The organism is Cerasibacillus quisquiliarum, from assembly GCF_014202495.1.
Taxonomy (GTDB): Bacteria; Bacillota; Bacilli; order Bacillales; family Amphibacillaceae; genus Cerasibacillus; species Cerasibacillus quisquiliarum.
This window is the reverse complement of sequence record NZ_JACHHA010000019.1, coordinates 13,262-29,112: the sequence shown is the minus strand read 5'-3', so window position 1 is coordinate 29,112 and position 15,851 is coordinate 13,262. Positions and strand designations below refer to the sequence as shown.

The following is a 15,851-nucleotide window of genomic DNA, read 5'->3' as shown; positions in this document are numbered from 1 at the left end:
TAAGTCGTCATACGTCATGCCACCTTCTTTAAACGTAATCGGTGCTAAATCGTATAGAGCCATCACACGGTTAAAGTAGTGAAGACGACCTTCTAACGTCTCTTCTAAATTCCCAAGGGCAAAGTATAAATCTGGGTGGACTTCTGTTTCTAAAGCGTCGTTAATGACCTTTCTTCCGCTCGTATGATCTTCTAAAATATCATACATCTCCGCTTCAATAATCGCTATACGACGTAATTGTTCATTATCTTTCTCTCCGTGCTTTGCGATGTCTAAATATGTGAGCGCTTTTTTTGCTTGTTCTTTTGAATAGTCATTCGCATACCATTGAGCCAATTCCCAAGCAATGAGACGTTTTACATGGTCATCTTCTGTTGTATGCAAAAAGGTCTTAAGGTCATCAAGTCCTTTCGACATAAAGCCGAAATTGTAAAGGTGGCGCTTTATTTGCTGTAACCGCTGACGTTGGGCGCGATACTTACCACCACTCGTCAATTGCTTTAGTTTATGCTTTACATTTTCTGAGATGAGACCTGTAATCGTTCGACGTTGCTTTTCATTTAATACTGTATAAACGAACCAATCAATCGGTCCGACAACAATTTTTTTTAGCATGTGACGCATTCAGATAAGCACCACCCTTCATATTTAGACTGTTTATTTTTTCTTTCGCTTCTTTTGTTTAGACTTCTTCTTTGTCGCACCCATCACTTCACGATATTCAGCGACAACCGCTTCAGCATCGCCATCTGCACGGATTTCACCTTTTTCAATCCAAATCGCACGGGTACAAACCTTTTCTACAAATGACATGGAATGCGATACGATAATAACCGCTTTCGCTAATTCCATCATATCTTGAATTTTTTCAGTCGCTTTTTGTTTAAAAGCTAAGTCACCAGTCGATAATGCCTCATCAATAATGAAAATATCCGGTTGTAACAGAGCTGCAATACTGAAACCGAGTCTTGAGCGCATTCCGCTTGAGTAATTTTTAACTGGTTTATGAATGGCTTTTCCAATTCCTGAAAATTCGACAATGGCATCATATTTTTCATCAACACGTGATTTGGGAATACCTAATAACATCGCATTCAGATAAATATTGTCTGCTCCTGTTAACTGCGGGTTAAATCCTGTTCCATATCCTAACAAAGCAGATGTTTCACCCGCAAGATGAATTTGCCCTTCATCTGGTGCATAAATTTTTGTTAATACTTTACATAACGTACTTTTTCCCGCGCCGTTGTGGCCAATGATACCGACAACTTCTCCTTCTTTAATTTCAAAGTTTAAATGACGTAGTGCCCAGAACTTTCCTGTATTTAAATCAAATGATACGCCAAGATTTTCCGCCTTAATAATCGTTTTTGTACCAATTTCAGCATCGGTTTTTTTCAATTGTAGGCTTCGGCGTTGTTTGCGTGGGATTTTCGGAACGGTTGCCTTATATTGCTTTATAATTTCTTTTGGTTCACCAATAGCCCGGACTTTACCTTTATCTAACCACATGAGACGATCACAGTGTCGCTGTGCATAGCGGAGACTGTGTGTAACAATAATCACCATCTTCGCTTTTGAGACGAGTTCTTTCATTTTTTCCGCTGCCTTACGACTGAAACGAGCGTCCCCTGTATTTAAAGCTTCGTCTAAAATTAATATCTCTGGATCTAAATGTGATGCGACACTAAATCCAAGTCTTGCGCGCATCCCACTTGAATAATACTTCATCGGTTGATCAAAGAATTCACCGATATCTGAAAACTCATGAATACTATCAATATATTGATTGATCAAGTCTCGTTCTATTCCTAGCATCATGCCATTAAGATATACATTTTCACGTCCGGTTAACTCTGGATTAAATCCCATTCCAAATGAGAATAGCGCTGTTACTTTACCATCTACTTTCAGTTTCCCACGGTCTTGTTGCAATATCCCAGTAATGACTTTACTTAATGTTGTTTTTCCGGCTCCATTTGAACCGATAATACCAAAGATTTCTCCTTGATATCCTTCAAAACTAATATCTTTTAATGACCAAGTCTTTTTATTCTTTTTCTTGACTTTCTTTCTTCTTTCTTTTCGATTAAATTTACCAATAACTAAAGATTTAAAGTCATCTCTTTGCATTTGATTTGAGAAAGAGACACCTATATTTTTCGCTTTTACAACTACTTTTTTAGAAGTTTGCATCCTTCATTAAACCCTTTTCTATCCGTATTTACGTTGAAACTACAATGCTTTAATGATCTTATGTTCATGCTTATTGTAGTAAGAGATCATGTAAGTGCCAACGATTAAGGAAGCAACGAGAATAATGGCAAGTGCTATTAAGTCTGGCGTTCTACCATACATTAAAATATCACGATATGAACTGACGATAATCGCTATCGGATTATAATCGACAGCCCAACTATACTTTTCAGGTAATCGGCTTCCTTCCCAAATAATAGGTGATGCATAGAAAAACAATCGCATAATATGACTTAATACATTATCAATATCACGAATAAATACGGTGATATAACCAAGGAATAACCCTACAGCTAGTAAAAACACAGTTTGTATAATAATTAAAACTGGTAAATAGAGTATATGCCAAGTCGGCTTAACCCCGAAAAATAGTAAAAAAATCGCAATGACAATTAAGCCGAATAAAAAGTTAAACAGTTGGGTAAACGTAAAAGCAACTGGAAAAATCGACTTCGGCAAATAAACTTGATTAATAATCGACTTATAGCGTAAGATGGATTTCGCTGATGAGTTAATTGTCGTACTAATCCAACGCCATACAACAAGTCCAATAACGAGATAAACCGGATAATCCGGGCCACCTCTATTCAAAATAATCACAACTAAGAAATAATAGACGAGCACGTTTAAAAGTGGGTCTAATAACCACCAGAAATAACCGAGATAACTGTTTCGGTGTTCAGCTTTTAAACCCGATTTAACGAGATAAAATAATAAATCTTTCCGTTTTAACATTTCTTGTAAATATGTTTTCATAAACAATCGACACCGCCTAGTATCTTTCTAACTTGAATCTTTTGTTAATTAAGCAACTTACTTCATCAATTTATATTTAATGAGATTTTTCACTGATGTGAATGCGTAATTTGCGAAATACCATATGCTTTTCAATAAACTTTGCTTTTCTATATGACGGTAGACATACCAATTTCGTTTCGCAGCTTTCCATTTATTACTAGAAATCGAGCCTTGCACAAGACGATATTTAGCCAAAGTATCAGGCATACCATAAGCAAGATGACCTTTCTTTGTAATCGTTAGCCAATAGACATAGTCTTGTCGCGTCCGTATATTCATCATTTTTAGGTCACCGATCTTTTCTCTATCTAACATCACTGTCAAACAGCCAATGACACAATGCTTCATTAAATCATTATAACCAACATGATGTGGCGCATCAGATACGGCATTTGTCACTGTACCGTCTTCTTTCATACGTGCATAACGCGTAAAGGAAAATGCGATATCATTTTCCTGCATAAAAGCCAATTGCTTCTCCAATTTATCTTCTGTCCATAAGTCATCACTATCAAGAAAAGCAATGTATCTTCCTGTTGCATGTGCCATCGCTGTATTTCTAGCGACAGCTGCGCCGCTATTTTTTTTCAGTTGAATTAATTTAATTCGTTTGTCTTTTTGTTGATATTTTTTTATAATATCAACCGTTCTATCTGTTGAACAATCGTCTACAATCACCATTTCCCAGTGTGGGTATGTCTGATTAAGAACAGATTCAATCGTCTCTCCGATAAACCGTTCGGCATTATACGCTGGTGTAATCACAGATATAAACGCCTGTTTTAATTCTTTCATTTGACGACACAATCCTTTTATGATGTTAACAAATCTTCATACCATTGGATGAGCTTCTTCTCTTCTGAATTCCAATTGAGTTCATCTAATACAGCATGTTTACCATTTTCCCCCATCTTTCTCGCTTCTTCAGGATGGTTTCGTAAGTATTCAATGGCTTGTTTTATTTCTTGTTCATTATATGGGTCAACAGCGATTCCACATTTATATGTTTCAACAAATTTTTTCCAAACAGGGAAATCTGAACAAATAATTGGTAAACCTGCATTCATATATTCAAAGAACTTCGTTAATTCCTTTTTCATATAATGATCTGTTGGGGGAAATAGAGCAATCCCCGCTAACCAATGATGCTTGATATACATGGCTTCAATGGCTTCTTTTTCAATGTATCGGTCAATACCTTCTATATGGAGATTCTCTTTATATTCACCAGCATGTGCATACATTTTCTCTGCTAGTTCACTTGGACACTTTCCTATAAATTGTACCGTAACCGTTGGATCTATTTGTGGAATGGATGCATGAATGAATGCACCGCGGTCTTCAGTTACATTACCAGTATATATTAAACCATTTTTAATCGGTTGCTTATCACGGTCATGATCGATAAATGCTTGATTAATGGTTGGATAATTTAAAATACATGTACCATTTGGATACATATCTTTATAGTACTTTTCCGCTAAGCAGAGTTCCATTCGTCTAGCGAACAGCTTCTCCATTGCTTTATACAGCTTAGCGAATATGCGTCGTAAAAATGGTGACATATATTCCTTTTGCAAGATACTTGTCACATAGTCTTCATGAATATCATAAATGACCTTATTCGTTTTCTTTTTTAATAGCCATCCGACCAGTAATAGTTCAGGATCATGAAAATGATACACATCTGCTTTTAATTTCCTAGCTTTTCGATAAGCGTCTATTGTACCAAAAATCATTCGTTTCCAGCGATTTTTGTACGTTTTTACTGGGATATGCGTAATTGGCCAATCCTTCTGTGCTTCTTCATCTTTCCGTGAGATTAATGTGACATCATAACCTGCTCGATGAAGGGATAAGCATTCTTTATGATATATTCTCGGGTCACTCGGATGATGTACAGTTGTTATATGGACGACCCGTTTTGGAGTGGTCATACGCTATCATCTCCTACTTAATCTTTCATGGGGCCATTCCCCAAGACACGTAAAAACATCTTTTCATATTGTTTTGCTATCGTTTTAGCATCGAAATCTCGGGCACGTTCTTGCCCTTTGTTTATTATTTCTTCGATACGTTTTTCTTCTAAAGACAGAATGTTATACATAGCGGTTGCTAGTTTTTCCGCATCGCCAACAGGTGTGAGTTTCCCGTATTGCCCATTTTGTAACACTTCTGTCGCTCCCGGCTTACACTTCGTGGATACAACAGGTGTTCCGACAGCAAGTGCCTCAGCTAGTACATGGCCAAACCCTTCACGAAGCGAACTAAGTACAAATAAGTCGGCCTTTTCAAAGTAAATATATGGATTTTCTTGAAATCCGATAAAGTAAACGTCTTCTTCAATCGCTTCTTTCTTCGCCAACTGCTTAAGTTCTTCTTGCAGTATACCTTCACCGAGGATGACGAGCTTTGTCTTTTTAGTAGCCATTTTTTCTTTTAATTTAGCAAATGCTTTAAGCAAAGTGTGGTGGTCTTTATCGCGGACAAGTCGACCTGCTGTCACAATGACTTTCGCATCATCTTGGAATATAGCCTGGTGTTCTTGTTTTATCGTTCCCGTTTGAATGCGTTCTTGAATATTTTCAATATCAACCGGATTATATATGACTTCGATTTTATTTTTATTTATTTTATAACGTTTAACGATATTGTCTTTTACACCATTTGATAGAGCGATTACTTTCGATGCGAATCGATACAGCCGACCATATAAGAATAGTTTCGTATTCTGTTTCGTACTTCCACCAAGAAACGCCGCTTCTCTTACAACGTTTTTTGCCTTTGTAAAGGACAATAACCTTGCTAGTATAGCAACCGTGTTATAATTAGGAATCGTACTAAAAACAATATCTGGTCGTTCTTTTCGAATGACCTTTGCTAAAGGAATGATCGCAGAACGCAGTCGCTTCGTTTTTAATTTTACGAATGTGATATCAGGTTTTAAATATCGTTCATAATCTCCTTCATAATCAAGTGTTACAAGAATCGGGGTAAATCGCTTGCGGTCTATGTTATTTAAGATATTCAACATCGTTCGCGCCGCACCCCCAGCACCTAACTGATAAATGAAGAAAATAATTTTCCTTTTTTTCATTATTGTTTCGACCTTTCCTTTGCAAAAAACGTCTTTAGAAATTGACGTATACCCAGTGAATTATATCATAGCATATGGAATAAATAAATTATCAGAAAAATCAAGTGACTTATGATTTTTGATGAAGAAAGGATAGGAATTGTAGTTAATTGACTCATTACTCATTAATAAACAGTTGAAAACATGACAGTCATGAAGGCAAATCGGACTGGTGTTAACATGTTTTGACGTACGTATAGTCTATATGGCGAGAAAGGCAGAGGTTTTTTTCCTTTTAAGAATCTATCGGAGGTATTTTTTTAAAAAAAGACAGTCTACTAAATACCATGTAGACCGCCTACTATATGTCGTAAATATAAGCTGAAATAGACGACGCTTTTAAAAAATCATCATCTATTCTTCGTTTTGCTTCAGTTCGGTTAATTTTTCTTCCATATATTGTTGGACATCGTCTTTCAAATCTACTCGATTTAGTGAAAAATCAATCGTCGCTTTTACAAATCCGAGCTTATCGCCAACATCATAGCGTTTACCTGCAAAGTCATAGGCAAGAATCCGCTCACGATGACTAAGTTCTTGGATGGCATCGGTTAATTGAATTTCATTGTCTTTCCCAGGTGGTAGGCTTTCCAATATTGTAAAGATTTCTGGTGTTAAAATATATCGTCCCATTATAGCCATACGAGATGGTGCTTCTTCAATAGAAGGCTTCTCAACTAATGATCTGATTTCACGAATACGAGGTCCGAACTCGGAATTTTCAACCGGTTCAATAATGCCGTACTTAGATACATCTTCTTGGGGTACTGTTTGTACTCCAATGACAGACGATTGATACTGATCAAAAACATTAACGAGTTGCTTTAAACAAGGCTCTTCAGAAACAACGATATCATCACCTAATAAGACAGCAAATGGCTCATTTCCAATAAATGTATGTGCACATGCAATCGCATGTCCAAGTCCTTTCGGTTCTTTCTGTCTAATATAATGAATGTTTGCTAAATTCGATATTTCCTTTACCACTTTTAACATCTCGTTTTTTCCACGTTTAGCGAGTTTTTCTTCAAGTTCATAAGATGTATCAAAATGATCTTCTATCGCACGCTTGCCTCTTCCTGATATAATAATAATATCTTCTATTCCAGTCGCTACTGCTTCTTCAACAATATACTGTATCGTCGGTTTATCAACAATTGGTAGCATTTCTTTCGGTTGTGCTTTTGTAGCTGGTAAAAATCGAGTACCTGATCCAGCTGCAGGAATGATTGCTTTACGTACCTTCATTGACAAATCTCCTTTAGTTTGTACTTTTGGTATCTCTATTGTTAAGTCTATCACATAGGGTATTTCAAGCCAATTTTTTTAATAAAAGTTATGAAATTTATATGATATTAAGATTCTCATCAAATGGTTATATTTCTAAGTGCATTCATACAAGACATGTCGTATTTTCTTGTTGTTCAATATATATTACTATACAAAATGTATCATATAGGGGTATATTGTTTTATAGACATTGAATTTTACAGTGTAAAGGTGGCAAAAAACATGAGTTTATATGAAAAGTTGCTAGCAAAAGAAGAAAAGATTGCTGTAATCGGTCTAGGTTATGTAGGTCTTCCCGTTGCAATTGAATTTGCTAAGAAGTATGACGTCATTGGTTATGACATAGATGAAAATAAACTTGAAAAATATCGTCGTGGTATTGATGTGACAAATGAAGTAGGGAATAAAGCGATTCAAGAAACAACGATGACATTTACAAGTGATGAAAAAGATTTACAACAATGTAAATTCCATGTTGTTGCAGTACCTACTCCGATTAATTTAGATAAGACACCAAACCTTGCACCAATCATTAGCGCAAGTGAATCTGTCGGAAGAAATTTAACAAAAGGGTCAATTGTTGTCTATGAATCAACGGTTTATCCTGGTACAACAGAAGAAATTTGCACGCCTATTTTAGAAGAAAAATCAAATCTAACATTAAACGAAGACTTTAAAGTAGGTTATTCACCTGAGCGGATTAATCCGGGTGACAAAGTGAATACATTAACAAAAATTACAAAAGTAGTCTCTGGTTCCGATGAAGAAGCACTGCGGGAAGTTTCTAATATTTACGGTTCAATCATTGAAGCAGGTGTACATGAAGCTGAATCCATTAAAGTTGCTGAGGCGTCTAAGGTCATTGAAAATTCTCAACGCGATATTAATATCGCTTTTATGAATGAGCTGTCAATGGTTTTTAATAAAATGGGGATTGATACAAATGCCGTCTTAGATGCTGCTTCTACAAAGTGGAATTTCTTAAGATTTACGCCTGGCCTTGTCGGTGGTCATTGTATTGGCGTTGATCCATATTATTTTACGTATAAAGCTGAACAACTAGGATATCATTCCCAAATAATCCTTGCTGGACGTAAAATAAATGATGATATGGGAAGATATGTCGCAAAGAATATCATAAAACAAATGATTCAAGCTAAGCAGGAATTTGAAGGGGCACGCATTGGTGTTTTCGGATTAACATTTAAAGAAAATGTAGGCGATGTGCGAAATACAAAGGTAACAGATATTATCGAAGAGCTTGAAGACTATGGATTAGAAGTTCTTGTCCATGACCCGATTGCTGATTCTGAAATCGTGAAAAAAGAGTACGGCATTACACTAGCAGAAGCAGGAGATTTACGTGAATTAGATTGTGTCGTTTTAGCTGTACCGCATCAAATATTCAAAGAAAAATATACACTTGATGTCATCGATACTTTATTTAAAAACGACAAAAAAGTGCTTATCGATATTCGTGGCATATATGATCGTAAAGAAGTAGAAAATAGAGGCATCCATTATTGGAGCTTATGATTTGCTTTTAAGTTACGACGGAAGAAAATAAATAAATTTAAATTTTTTAGTGGAACGGTCTTAGCTGTGAGAGAAAGAAAGCTAGGGCCGTTTTACTATCTATCAGACTTTCGATTTAGAATGGAATCTGTTGTTTTCTAAATAACAATTTGACTTTCTTCCTTTTATATCATCGTATGTTAAAAATAAAAACCAAGCGGAGTAAACAAGTTTATACTTGATACGCCACTTGGTTTTTTTAAAAAGAGAGGCTTTCCTCCTTAAGACTGTAATCGTCTACGGAAGAACATCATTGCTCCACCGAATGCGACGCTTAGCGCACCGATTAGGATGTAAAGCCACATATTTGTTGCTGTGCTTGGTAGCTTGCTTCCAGCATTTTGATCGGATTGTTTATTCGTGTCAGATCCTTTCTTACCACCATTGTTATCACCTTTTGAAGGTGTAACACCAGCTCCTTCGTCGTCTGAACCTTTGCCTTTTTTGCCTTTACCATCTCCTGGTTTTTTCGCTCCAGGATGTGGTGGGTCTTTAGGCGTTTCGACTTTCGGTGGTTTTGGACCTGGTTTACCCGGCTTACCTGGATCTCCTGGTTTACCTGGTTCTTTCGGATCCACTGGCTCTTTCGGATCCTCTGGCTCTACTGGCTCTTTCGGATCTTCTGGTTCCTTAGCTGGTGGTTCTTCTTTAGCTAACACTTCTTTCGTCACTGACTCACCAACATATTCATTATCATGGTATGTGACTGTTACCCAAACGTTTACTTTGTCACCAGCTTTTAAATCGACTTTAAGCTCGTGAACAAAGTTTCCGTCTTCATCTACTGGTTCAACGACTTCGTCACCGTTTGGTAGTTTAATATGAACTTGCGCGACGGCACCCTCTGGTAAATCACCTTCATATTTACCAGTGATCGTTTCGTCTCCTTCAGTTATAGAGTTTACGACTGGACTGTTAACAACAATTTCTTCAACATCAGATAGTTCCTCAGGGTTGACTTGCTTAATTGTTGTATGTCCACCTAAATCAACAACTTTAAACTCATTATCTTCATTTTCGAATAATTCAACTTCTAACTCTATTGTCTCATCAAATGCCGTTGGCTCACTATATTTATCTGATAACTCATTCTTATATACTTCACTCTCATTAACATAGAGGCGAATTTCATCAAAGTTATCTTTAATCTTTACAGTGACTCTATATGTTTCTTTTTCATTTGTTGTTTCGGCATCTGTTTCAGCAGCTTGTACATCTGCCACTTCTTCATTAGCTTCATCTGTCTCAGTGACTTCTTCCTCAGATTCAACTTTTTCAACAGATACAATCTCTAAGTCAGCTGGTGTTGCATCTACAAATATTCTGCGACCTATTTCTCTCGTATTACCTGAAGCATCTTCAGCTTTTACTTTTGCATTATAGAAACCATCTTCATAATGAAGAGTCGTTTCAAATTCATAGCGGTCTTTATCTTTATTGTACGTAAAATCAATCTCTTCATCATCAATTGTTATTTTTACAATCTCGGAATTGTCTGTAGCATATCCTTTAAATAAAACATCATTAGTCGGCATTACATCAAGTGGTTCTGGTGTTAATAGGAACACCTCTGGACGAACCTTATCTTCTGATTCATGTGATTCATGCACTTCTTTTTCAGTTGAATTACGAGCATAATCGACTGCTACAACAGAAACTTTATCAGAATCTTTAACACCTGTTAAGACGTGCTCTGTTTCGCCGTTCATATAAGGCTCATCTAAAACAGATTCACCATTGACTAAGACATCCCAGTACCATAAGCCACTTCCACCTTCATTGTCTTTTGCATCGACATGAAGTGTGTTAGTCGATTTGTCTAATTCTACAGTTAACTCTGGTGCAGTGACATCGACTGTAACTGGTAATTCGAATGTTTGCCAGTCTTTACCTTCATAATCAATAACTGCTTGTGCCTGTAAGTAGTATTTACCTTCTGGTGCAGGCTTTCCATCAATTTTCCCATCCCATAAACGTGATGTTGATAGATTATACATCTGTCCTCTACCACCATCGTAGTAGTTTTTACGGACATAATCGTCGGTGTGGATGGTTCTTACAACTTTCATATTTTCATCAAGTACGTTATATTTCACATGTTTCGCATTTCTTAGGAAAGATAAAATTAATGTTGCATCATCATTGAGACCGTCTCCATTTGGAGAAATAGCGAGATGCTTTTCATTAAATTCTCCAGTAATTGGATCAATACCTAAGATATTAAATACGCCTTCTTCATCCGTCGTCGTAACAACACCTGTCATACCATAAAATGATGTCTCATCCCACATTGGTTTATCAAAAATCGGTGGATTATTCCAATCACCTTTAAAGCCAACATACGGAACCGTTAAATCCGGATGCACATCTGACGGATCTACGAAACGCACGAATCCTTCAAGCCAATAACCATTTTTAAAAATGGAATTTAAAGCCGTATCTGTTTCAGAAACGTCAACAGTAACTTCGACTGTAGCCGTTCCATTTGCTGGTACTTCAATTTCCGCTTTTTCCTTACCATTAACTGTAACCGTTGCCCAGTTATTTTCTGTTAAGTCTAAGCCACCCATTAAATTAGGTGCGGTAATGAGTTCAACATCGCCTGCATCTACAGGTGCATCTGTCTGTGCATTACCTTGCACTTCATATGTGACTGATTCATCTGTAAAGTTTTCTGCTGTTAATTCAAATGTCACTTGGTTAGAAGTAATTTCTTTTAAAGCTACTTTTGCTTCTTTTGTGTTTGATTCTGTAACCATAACTGGTGTTTTTAAAGCTGCGTGTAGTTGAGCAAGACCAGCTCCTTGACGACGTGGAGATACAGGTGTTTCTCCTAAATCTACTGGTTTTGATGTGTTCATCATAATATTTTTGGCACGTGTTACACGATCAGCACGATCTAGCTTAAATTCATTAACAATACGTTCTAAAACGAGTGCGCTTCCACCTGCAATATGCGGTGCAGCCATAGATGTACCACTCATCATACCGTATTTATCATCATTTAATGTTGATAAAATCATACCACCTGGTGCTGTAATTTCAGGTTTAAAGTCCAGGTTAGGTGCTAATCCCCAAGAAGTAAAGTCACTCATAAGTCCAGCATCTGGATTAGCTGTTGGTATTTGCTTCCCAGTGAACGTAACAGTTGCTGTTTTACCATTTTTAAGTGCTTCTGCTAATTTATCACCATCATTCTTCAACATAAATAATTGTGGAATGACGATTGCATCTTCTGTTGCCATATTGATAAATCCATCTTCATTGTTATATATAATGACACCAGCGGCACCTACTGCTTGAGCGTTCAATGCCTTTTCAGTAAATGGTAAACCACCACGTTGAACAAGTGCATATTTACCATTTAGATCTTTTCCTTCAAATTCTTCAGGATGGCCTAATCCTGCTTCTACGAGTTCAAATGTTTTTTCACTTACATCATTAGGATGCGTTTTTCCAGCAGACATAAATGGTGTTGATGTCTCTTCACCATCAATGGAATAGACGACTTCATCCATTTCCATAAACTCATTTTCAAATGATGCGACTTGTAAACTATTATAAGCAACACCCGGAGAGCCATTTACACCATAGTCTGGATTCGATACCGTTGGATACCAATATCCATCAGCAAACAGAGCAGAGTTACCTGCTGAAATAGAAACGACAATTCCATTTTCTACTGCATTCGTAACAGCTTGTTGTTCAAGTGAATCTTCTGAAACGAATCCAGCTGGTGCCCCTAAACTTAAGTTCAGGACGTCTGCACCGAGTTTAATAGAGTCATCAATAGCTTTGACATAGACATCACCAAATGTTGATTGCATTAATGGATCGTTTCCGAATACTTTTAGACCTAGAATTTGAACCTCAGGAGCAACTCCTTTTAGTCCGCCATCTTCTTCATCTCCATTAGCACCAACAGTTCCTGAAACGTGCATCCCATGCATAGATGCCTCAGCATGATCTTCTATCACTTCATGTGTTTCGTCCATATAATTATATGCGTATGGAACTTTAGGCGTATAATATTTTCCAGGGAGGCCTTCTTCTTTTATTTTTTTGTTAACGAAGTCTTCTGTAAGTTTGGCAGTCTTTTCGTCAGAAAGAACCATATCCTTATGCGTTGGATCAATTCCTGAGTCAATGACACCTACAACCATCCCTTCCCCTTTGTTCTCAAAATCGCGCCATACTTTTTGAGCTTCTACAAGCTCTTTACTATATTTCATATCTGGTTTTACTTCTGGACGTTCATATTCATTTACAAGATGTACCGCTTCTACATCTTTTATCTTTTCAATCTTTTTAATATCTTTTACTTTAACTTCAGCACTAAAACCATTGACGACAGTATTGAAGTCTTGTAAATAGTTTGGTTTAATTGCTTTCTTTTTTATTTCTTGCTTTACTTTATTTTGTTTAGATGTTACTTCTTGTTGAAGCTTTTTCTGCTCACTGTCGGAAAGGCTTTTGAATAGGACACCTCGTTTCGTCGCTTTTTCAATCGGTGCCTCTCCTTTTAACTCAACAATGACTCTAACTTCCTTTTCTGGACTTTCTGTTTCTAGAACAGATGTTACCGATGGCTTATCCTTTTTAACCGGAAGTTCTTTAATCGGTAACTGTGCACTAGCAAATGTCGCTTGACTAAATGCTAGAATAAAGATTAATAATATTGCTGTAATTTTTCGCAAATTCCGATGCATTCACTTTTCCTCCCCAATATAAAAAATAATCCATTCAATGTGGCACCTACTGTATCAGATTAAGCTTCCTTCATTAATCGCCATATTTCTGAAAAATATATCTAGTTAAATACACCTATTAATTAATAATTTTCTGACATTTTAATGTCTAAAAGTCTATTAAAAGGTGTGCTTATTAGATTGATTTATGAGTTTAGATCGGAAATATTTAGTGGTTAATAGCGATCATATAAAAGGATGCGACTCAATTGACGCAATATTCTGCCACCTGCAAAATGTTCCTCCTTTCATTAATATCAGATATAACTATTGTGCCTATTTCTTAATATTTACACAAGTGCCATAAGTCCTAGTTATATTTTGCTATTTTTTAATAAATTGACAGTTTTCTTTCATTTTCGACACGTTTTTATAGTGTGAAATGACTATTTCTGTAGACGCATTTCTCTTAATTGGAAATTGTGTGAACGATCTAACTTGCAAGTTTATAGGAGTTTGTTTCACTAATTGATAGTCATCTGAGTGCACATATATGAAAAAAAAAGAAGTAGTTTTTATCTTACAAACTACTTCTTTCATTGCAATCAATATATTGATAAGTCGATCAATCTATGACTTGTTCTTATGCTTTCGTTTCATAGGAATCCATCGTAAAATGGCATCGAGTACAGGTCGCTTGCCATCCATGACGAGACCAGAGATTTCTGCAATAATATGTAGCAAAATCAACACAAAGACGGTAACGATTAATGATGTTGTAATACTTGCGGTAGAGAAAATAATCGCAAGCACACCGAACAGAGCACTAAATCCGTATAAAATAAGAACGGTCGCTTTATGACTATATCCTGATTGAATCATTCGGTAATGGATATGTTTATTATCTGCCATCGCAATACTTTCTTTATTACGAATGCGGCGGATAATCGCTAAAAATGTATCAAAAATCGGTACGGCTAAGACAATAACTGGAATAATAAAACTAAAGAGGGCAACATTTTTGAATAGCCCTTGAATAGATACGACAGCTATCATAAAACCAAGATAGTTCGATCCGGTATCCCCCATATAAATCTTCGCTGGATAAAAATTATGGTATAAGAAACCTAGATTCGCGCCAATTAAGACGATGCTTAAAAATGCCACAATCGTTTGTGAATCAATGAGTGACATAATAAAAATACTCGTCAATGCAATGGTTGTTACACCTGTCGCTAATCCGTCAAGACCATCGATTAGATTAATGGCATTCGTAATACCGACAATCCATAATAGTGTAATTAAGACACTGATAAATCCTAGTTCAATGACACCGATAAATGGCAATGTAATCCGTTCTATAATAAGACCTGATGAAATGAGAAAGGATGCTGCAATTAATTGACCACTTAATTTAATTATAGGGCGTATTGTATATTTATCATCGAGAATTCCTGTTATAACAATGACAATCGATCCCATTATAATTTCTGGTAAATGCTCGTGTTCAGGCCATAAATATAGCAGGCCTAACATAGAACCGATAAATATAGCAAGTCCACCTAGTCGGGGCGTAATTTTCGTATGGATTTTCCGATGATTAGGAACATCCATCGCTTTAATTCTATATGCGAATCTTCTAACTGGATATGTTAATAAGAATGTTGATCCCATCGCGATGAAAAAGGCAATCAACATATCAGTCGTATACATAGTCATTCTCCTATAGTGGCAGGCTTGTCCTCATGAATCCTACATGTCTTATTTTTTAAATATGGTAACTCAATAAAAAGCGTCTCTAGTGGTAGTACATAGAAAATGTTATCATGTTTCAGAAGACAGCCTCGCTTTTCAAAAGCACTCAAATTATATCAAATCATTGGCACATTAAGCAAATAATCATTGAGTGCCCCAAGGATACTCGTAGTCTGATTTTCGGCGGGGACCGCGCGATTTTCAGTGAGGACCGCGCGATTTTGCATGGACACCGCTCGATTTTGCATGGACACCGCTCGATTTTGCATGGACACCGCTCGATTTTGCATGGACACCGCTCGATTTTGCATGGACACCGACCGCTCGATTTCTGCAGGGCAGAAATCGCACTT

The 15,851-nt window shown here is 36.6% G+C and carries 9 protein-coding genes and 1 pseudogene; 1 reads left to right on the top strand and 9 read right to left on the bottom strand.

Annotation, left to right across the window (positions count from 1 at the left end):
• The 7 genes and pseudogenes from HNQ35_RS13275 to galU form a co-directional block, all read right to left on the bottom strand.
• A pseudogene (locus HNQ35_RS13275) lies at positions 1-624 on the bottom strand (glycosyltransferase family 2 protein); the annotation flags it as partial.
• A gap of 33 nt (positions 625-657) precedes the next feature.
• Positions 658-2,196 (bottom strand): ABC transporter ATP-binding protein, encoded by a 1,539-nt coding sequence (locus tag HNQ35_RS13270; RefSeq protein WP_146938723.1) that lies wholly within the window; start codon positions 2,194-2,196, stop codon positions 658-660.
• A 39-nt stretch (positions 2,197-2,235) separates the two neighbouring features.
• Positions 2,236-3,012 (bottom strand): ABC transporter permease, encoded by a 777-nt coding sequence (locus HNQ35_RS13265; protein ID WP_146938731.1) that lies wholly within the window; start codon positions 3,010-3,012, stop codon positions 2,236-2,238.
• Between the two features lie 57 nt (positions 3,013-3,069).
• A complete protein-coding gene (locus tag HNQ35_RS13260) occupies positions 3,070-3,849 on the bottom strand; it encodes a glycosyltransferase family 2 protein (RefSeq protein WP_146938724.1) in 780 nt (259 codons plus the stop codon).
• Between the two features lie 17 nt (positions 3,850-3,866).
• Positions 3,867-4,991 (bottom strand): glycosyltransferase, encoded by a 1,125-nt coding sequence (locus HNQ35_RS13255; protein WP_146938725.1) that lies wholly within the window; start codon positions 4,989-4,991, stop codon positions 3,867-3,869.
• A gap of 17 nt (positions 4,992-5,008) precedes the next feature.
• The gene (locus tag HNQ35_RS13250) at positions 5,009-6,151 is read right to left on the bottom strand and encodes a glycosyltransferase (protein WP_146938726.1); all 1,143 of its coding nucleotides are present in this window, start codon (positions 6,149-6,151) and stop codon (positions 5,009-5,011) included.
• Positions 6,152-6,544: 393 nt separating this feature from the next.
• On the bottom strand, positions 6,545-7,438 hold the full coding sequence (gene galU, locus HNQ35_RS13245) for a UTP--glucose-1-phosphate uridylyltransferase GalU (RefSeq protein ID WP_146938727.1): 894 nt from the start codon (positions 7,436-7,438) through the stop codon (positions 6,545-6,547).
• Between the two features lie 264 nt (positions 7,439-7,702).
• Between galU and HNQ35_RS13240 the strand changes: the two genes are divergently transcribed.
• On the top strand, positions 7,703-9,016 hold the full coding sequence (locus HNQ35_RS13240; RefSeq protein WP_146938728.1) for a nucleotide sugar dehydrogenase: 1,314 nt from the start codon (positions 7,703-7,705) through the stop codon (positions 9,014-9,016).
• Between the two features lie 260 nt (positions 9,017-9,276).
• Here HNQ35_RS13240 and HNQ35_RS13235 read toward each other — a convergent pair whose 3' ends face one another.
• Together HNQ35_RS13235 and HNQ35_RS13230 are read right to left on the bottom strand one after the other, a co-directional pair.
• A complete protein-coding gene (locus HNQ35_RS13235) occupies positions 9,277-13,764 on the bottom strand; it encodes a S8 family serine peptidase (protein WP_146938729.1) in 4,488 nt (1,495 codons plus the stop codon).
• A 609-nt stretch (positions 13,765-14,373) separates the two neighbouring features.
• Positions 14,374-15,456 (bottom strand): glycosyltransferase family 4 protein, encoded by a 1,083-nt coding sequence (locus tag HNQ35_RS13230; RefSeq protein ID WP_146938730.1) that lies wholly within the window; start codon positions 15,454-15,456, stop codon positions 14,374-14,376.
• Between the last annotated feature and the right edge of the window lie 395 nt (positions 15,457-15,851).

What these genes read in the sequence shown, in the direction of transcription:
- galU (WP_146938727.1), bottom strand. Translation starts at nt 7,438, where the DNA reads ATGAAGGTACGTAAAGCAATCATTCCTGCAGCTGGATCAGGTACTCGA.
- HNQ35_RS13235 (WP_146938729.1), bottom strand. Translation starts at nt 13,764, where the DNA reads ATGCATCGGAATTTGCGAAAAATTACAGCAATATTATTAATCTTTATT.
- HNQ35_RS13250 (WP_146938726.1), bottom strand. Translation starts at nt 6,151, where the DNA reads ATGAAAAAAAGGAAAATTATTTTCTTCATTTATCAGTTAGGTGCTGGG.
- HNQ35_RS13255 (WP_146938725.1), bottom strand. Translation starts at nt 4,991, where the DNA reads ATGACCACTCCAAAACGGGTCGTCCATATAACAACTGTACATCATCCG.
- HNQ35_RS13240 (WP_146938728.1), top strand. Translation starts at nt 7,703, where the DNA reads ATGAGTTTATATGAAAAGTTGCTAGCAAAAGAAGAAAAGATTGCTGTA.
- HNQ35_RS13270 (WP_146938723.1), bottom strand. Translation starts at nt 2,196, where the DNA reads ATGCAAACTTCTAAAAAAGTAGTTGTAAAAGCGAAAAATATAGGTGTC.
- HNQ35_RS13230 (WP_146938730.1), bottom strand. Translation starts at nt 15,456, where the DNA reads ATGTATACGACTGATATGTTGATTGCCTTTTTCATCGCGATGGGATCA.
- HNQ35_RS13260 (WP_146938724.1), bottom strand. Translation starts at nt 3,849, where the DNA reads ATGAAAGAATTAAAACAGGCGTTTATATCTGTGATTACACCAGCGTAT.
- HNQ35_RS13265 (WP_146938731.1), bottom strand. Translation starts at nt 3,012, where the DNA reads ATGAAAACATATTTACAAGAAATGTTAAAACGGAAAGATTTATTATTT.